Source organism: Candidatus Neomarinimicrobiota bacterium (assembly GCA_041862535.1).
GTDB lineage: Bacteria > Fidelibacterota > Marinisomatia > SCGC-AAA003-L08 > TS1B11.
The window spans coordinates 1-3,129 of the sequence record JBGVTM010000271.1; the positions used below are offsets into that span (position 1 = coordinate 1).

Annotated in this window: 5 protein-coding genes and 1 tRNA gene; all 6 read right to left on the reverse strand. The window is 55.5% G+C overall.

The window, feature by feature from the left end:
- A partial coding sequence (locus ACETWG_10055; GenBank protein ID MFB0516927.1) for a hypothetical protein occupies window positions 1-479 on the reverse strand: 479 nt, incomplete at its 3' end.
- 71 nt (window positions 480-550) lie between these two features.
- On the reverse strand, window positions 551-1,666 hold the full coding sequence (locus ACETWG_10060; GenBank protein MFB0516928.1) for a hypothetical protein: 1,116 nt from the start codon (window positions 1,664-1,666) through the stop codon (window positions 551-553).
- 18 nt (window positions 1,667-1,684) lie between these two features.
- Window positions 1,685-1,867, reverse strand: coding sequence for a hypothetical protein (locus ACETWG_10065; protein MFB0516929.1), 183 nt, complete (start codon window positions 1,865-1,867; stop codon window positions 1,685-1,687).
- A gap of 36 nt (window positions 1,868-1,903) precedes the next feature.
- A complete protein-coding gene (locus ACETWG_10070; GenBank protein MFB0516930.1) occupies window positions 1,904-2,086 on the reverse strand; it encodes an aspartyl protease family protein in 183 nt (60 codons plus the stop codon).
- Between the two features lie 7 nt (window positions 2,087-2,093).
- Entirely contained in the window at window positions 2,094-2,840 is a 747-nt protein-coding gene (locus ACETWG_10075; protein MFB0516931.1) for a CsgG/HfaB family protein, read from the reverse strand.
- Between the two features lie 146 nt (window positions 2,841-2,986).
- Window positions 2,987-3,076: transfer RNA gene (locus ACETWG_10080), tRNA-Ser, on the reverse strand.
- Window positions 3,077-3,129: the final 53 nt, after the last annotated feature.

The window sequence follows — 3,129 nt, forward strand, 5'->3', positions numbered from 1 at the left end:
TCGACCAGGGCATTAACTGCTTCAGTGAAAGACAGGAAGTCGTAGCCTGCTCCGCCATTCTTGTCGATGATTCTGACACCTGCCAGGCCCGCCGGAGCGCTCAGCGCCTGGGCGACGGGCCAGAAGCCGGCATCGTGCCCGTAGGATGCACTGGTCAGACCAAGCCCCGCCCCCGCCTGCCCCACAGTGCCGGACAGGCTATAGGACGTACTGGTGGCTGCAGTACTCCCACTGCCCACCACGCTGGCCGGGATGTCGTACGTCTGGGCTAAAACGGCCAGCGGCAAGGCTAGTGCCAGAGACAGGCATGCCCTGAGCAACGCCGAAGGGAGTAAACTCACCCCTTTCGCGTTGCGAAGCCCCCTCTCTTCAAAGAGAGGGGGACGACGAAGTCGGGGGGTGAGTTTTGGCAAGGCCAGCCCCCTCAGGATGGCCAGCGGACGGGTAATGACTATAAAGGTTCCAAAGTCACGCTTCATAGGGTAAACTCTCTGTTACTTTGTTTGGCGACCACTGAATAATCCTTTTGCTCATAGTACCAGAACATCTACTATGGCAAGGGACTGGTGACAGTGTACCCGATCAAAACATTCCTGAATTTTATAGTAGACTGATCAGGGTCCATAGGAGACCTCCACACAACCTCTATCCAGTAATTGTAGGTTTGATTATCGACGGTAATGTCCACGCTCGTAGATGAAAGGATATCATTACCTGCCGAGGTGCTTTTGGTTAATGTAAGCAACCCGGTAGGAGTTTCATCATGCTGCCATGACGTCTTGAGATAAACGGCAACATCTTCCGTGGCCGAGGCGTCATATATATAGGCCGTCAACTCCTTGATAATGGCGCCATGGGGCAGATTAACCGGTGCAGTTAGATTCATATCCATCTCTCCCATAGGGCTGGTATCAGTAATAAAGAGTTTATTAACACCGGGATACGGAGTAAATGCCACAGTCGGTATGGAGTAATAGCGCATTGTGGCGGGGAGGGTCAGGCTGTTGGCTCTCACATCCCCCGCCACGTCCAGCCTGGCAGTCGGACTGGTCGTCCCGATACCCACGTTGCCGACCTTGCCTACATACACCACATCTGTGGGACCGCCCTCGGCGGCGTTGAGCGAATGGTCGTCGCCTGCGGCGGCTGTAGCCTGGGTGGTGCCATCGCTGAACGCGACTACACTGGTTCCCCCTTTGATCTCAATCGAGCCCTGAACGGTCAGTTTCGATGTGGGACTCAGCGTCCCGATGCCCACGCTGCCGCTGCCGGGGAAGACGTTGTTAGACCCGGTGACCGCCCCGGCGTTCAGGCTGTAGGGCACTGCGGTCAGCTTTGTGCGCGGTGCTAAGGTGGTAGGGCCTACTGCGATTTCCAGCCAGTACTGGATATCAAAACTGAGGTTGATCGGCGTGTTGTCCCCTAGATTCACACTGAATATGCCGTCATCCACTAGAACCGCCGTGTGCACTTCTGACCATATCGTCGTCATAGAGGTTTCCACATCGTATAACCTGAAGGTGAGGTCGTAATTGCCGTCATAGAGCTCACCCGTGCTGGGATTCCTTAGGACGCCCTGATAGCTGATGATCTGAGGCACCTGGGCCCAGCCGATCTGAACCATAACCAGAATGGCAAGAATTGACCATAAATATAACCGTTTCATGGCTGCTCCTTTAGATAATCAATTTTGATCTTGATGATTGTTTAAGGACGACATGGCAGCCGGAATCGGTCCGGCAGCCACGATTTTCCTCTGCCGGGAGTCCACCACGGCGCCAAAACCCTCCAACGTTCTGGCCCCTAACAGCCTCATATCACCCGGTTTGCCGAAAACCACCTCATCGATGGTCTCAAAGGTGTCCACGTACAGAATAGCATAACCAACCTCACGGGTGACGATTTACCCGTTAGCCATAATAAAGGAAACATCCTTTTTCCGCGGCGAAATGGAAAGCTGTTTCAGGTCTTCCTCTGGAAGCCAGGTATATTCCGAGCCTGTATCCACCAGTAGTTTCTTAATCCGCAACTGCTTTGCAGGCTCCTCAACACTCTCTATGGTATAATCAACATAGAATGCACCCATGGCCGCCTCACGGCACCGCGGGGAATTCGGGCGGCGTGCCGATGGTCGGGGGCTGATACGGAGGGGGTTCCTCTTCCCCCAGTAGGGTATAGGCATAATAACCCCCACCGCCGACCACCGCCGCAGCCACTATCCAGAGCAGTCCCCGCCCCCGCTTCTTGGCGGGCTTGACCTCCGGCTCCGTGGGTCGACGCGTGACCACTTCCTCCAGCGGGCGACCGGGCTCCTCCCGCAGCTGCTCGATGAGCTCGTCGGGATGCACCAGACCCACCAGCTCCCAGGAAATCCGCTCAATCTGGGTCAGGAGACCGTCGATCTCGCCCCGGTAGTCCCGGGTCATGGTATTCACGATGGCACCCGTGCCCACATCAACTGTCCGCAAGTCCACGGTAAAAGTGGCGCCGATCTTGCCCACCGACCCGGCGATCATCTTGGTAACACCCAGCATCTGCCCGATCTCAACGGCGCACTCATCCGAGGTGCAGCCAGTGAGCTGGAAGTCCTGCTCGGAAAGTATCTGCTGCATCTGCCCCCGCTCGACCACCGTGACCGCTCCGGTCTTGACCAACTCGGACCGCATGCGATCGGTAAGAGTCTGGGCCTCGATGGTGGAGATGCCGCGGCCTTCCAGGTCCAGAATCGCGAAAGACTCCTTAACCTGGGCCAATACAGTAAGTGGAGATATAGAGATGACACAGCAGGTTATCAGGAGAAGTCGCCTGAATAACCTGCTCGCAAGTATAAACTGACACATTCGTTAAATGCTCCCCTCAACGTAATGAACGAAGTAGAAAATAACGTCCTGTCCGCTGAGGGAATCTACTTACGAGGGACAGCTATTACAAGTGTTGGGCGTCACAATCTTGTATAAAAATGCTGGAATGGTGGCCGCAAATATCGCGGAGAGGGAGGGATTCGAACCCTCGATCCCGAGAACTTCGGGATGCCGGTTTTCGAGACCGGTGCATTCAACCGCTCTGCCACCTCTCCAACGCTGTCAAGAATTCTCCTGGGCATACGGTGCATTTCCCGAAGGGATCCCT

Coding starts and splice junctions, on each gene's coding strand:
- ACETWG_10060 (MFB0516928.1), bottom strand. CDS start 1,666: ATGAAACGGTTATATTTATGGTCAATTCTTGCCATTCTGGTTATGGTT.
- ACETWG_10070 (MFB0516930.1), bottom strand. CDS start 2,086: ATGGGTGCATTCTATGTTGATTATACCATAGAGAGTGTTGAGGAGCCT.
- ACETWG_10075 (MFB0516931.1), bottom strand. CDS start 2,840: ATGTGTCAGTTTATACTTGCGAGCAGGTTATTCAGGCGACTTCTCCTG.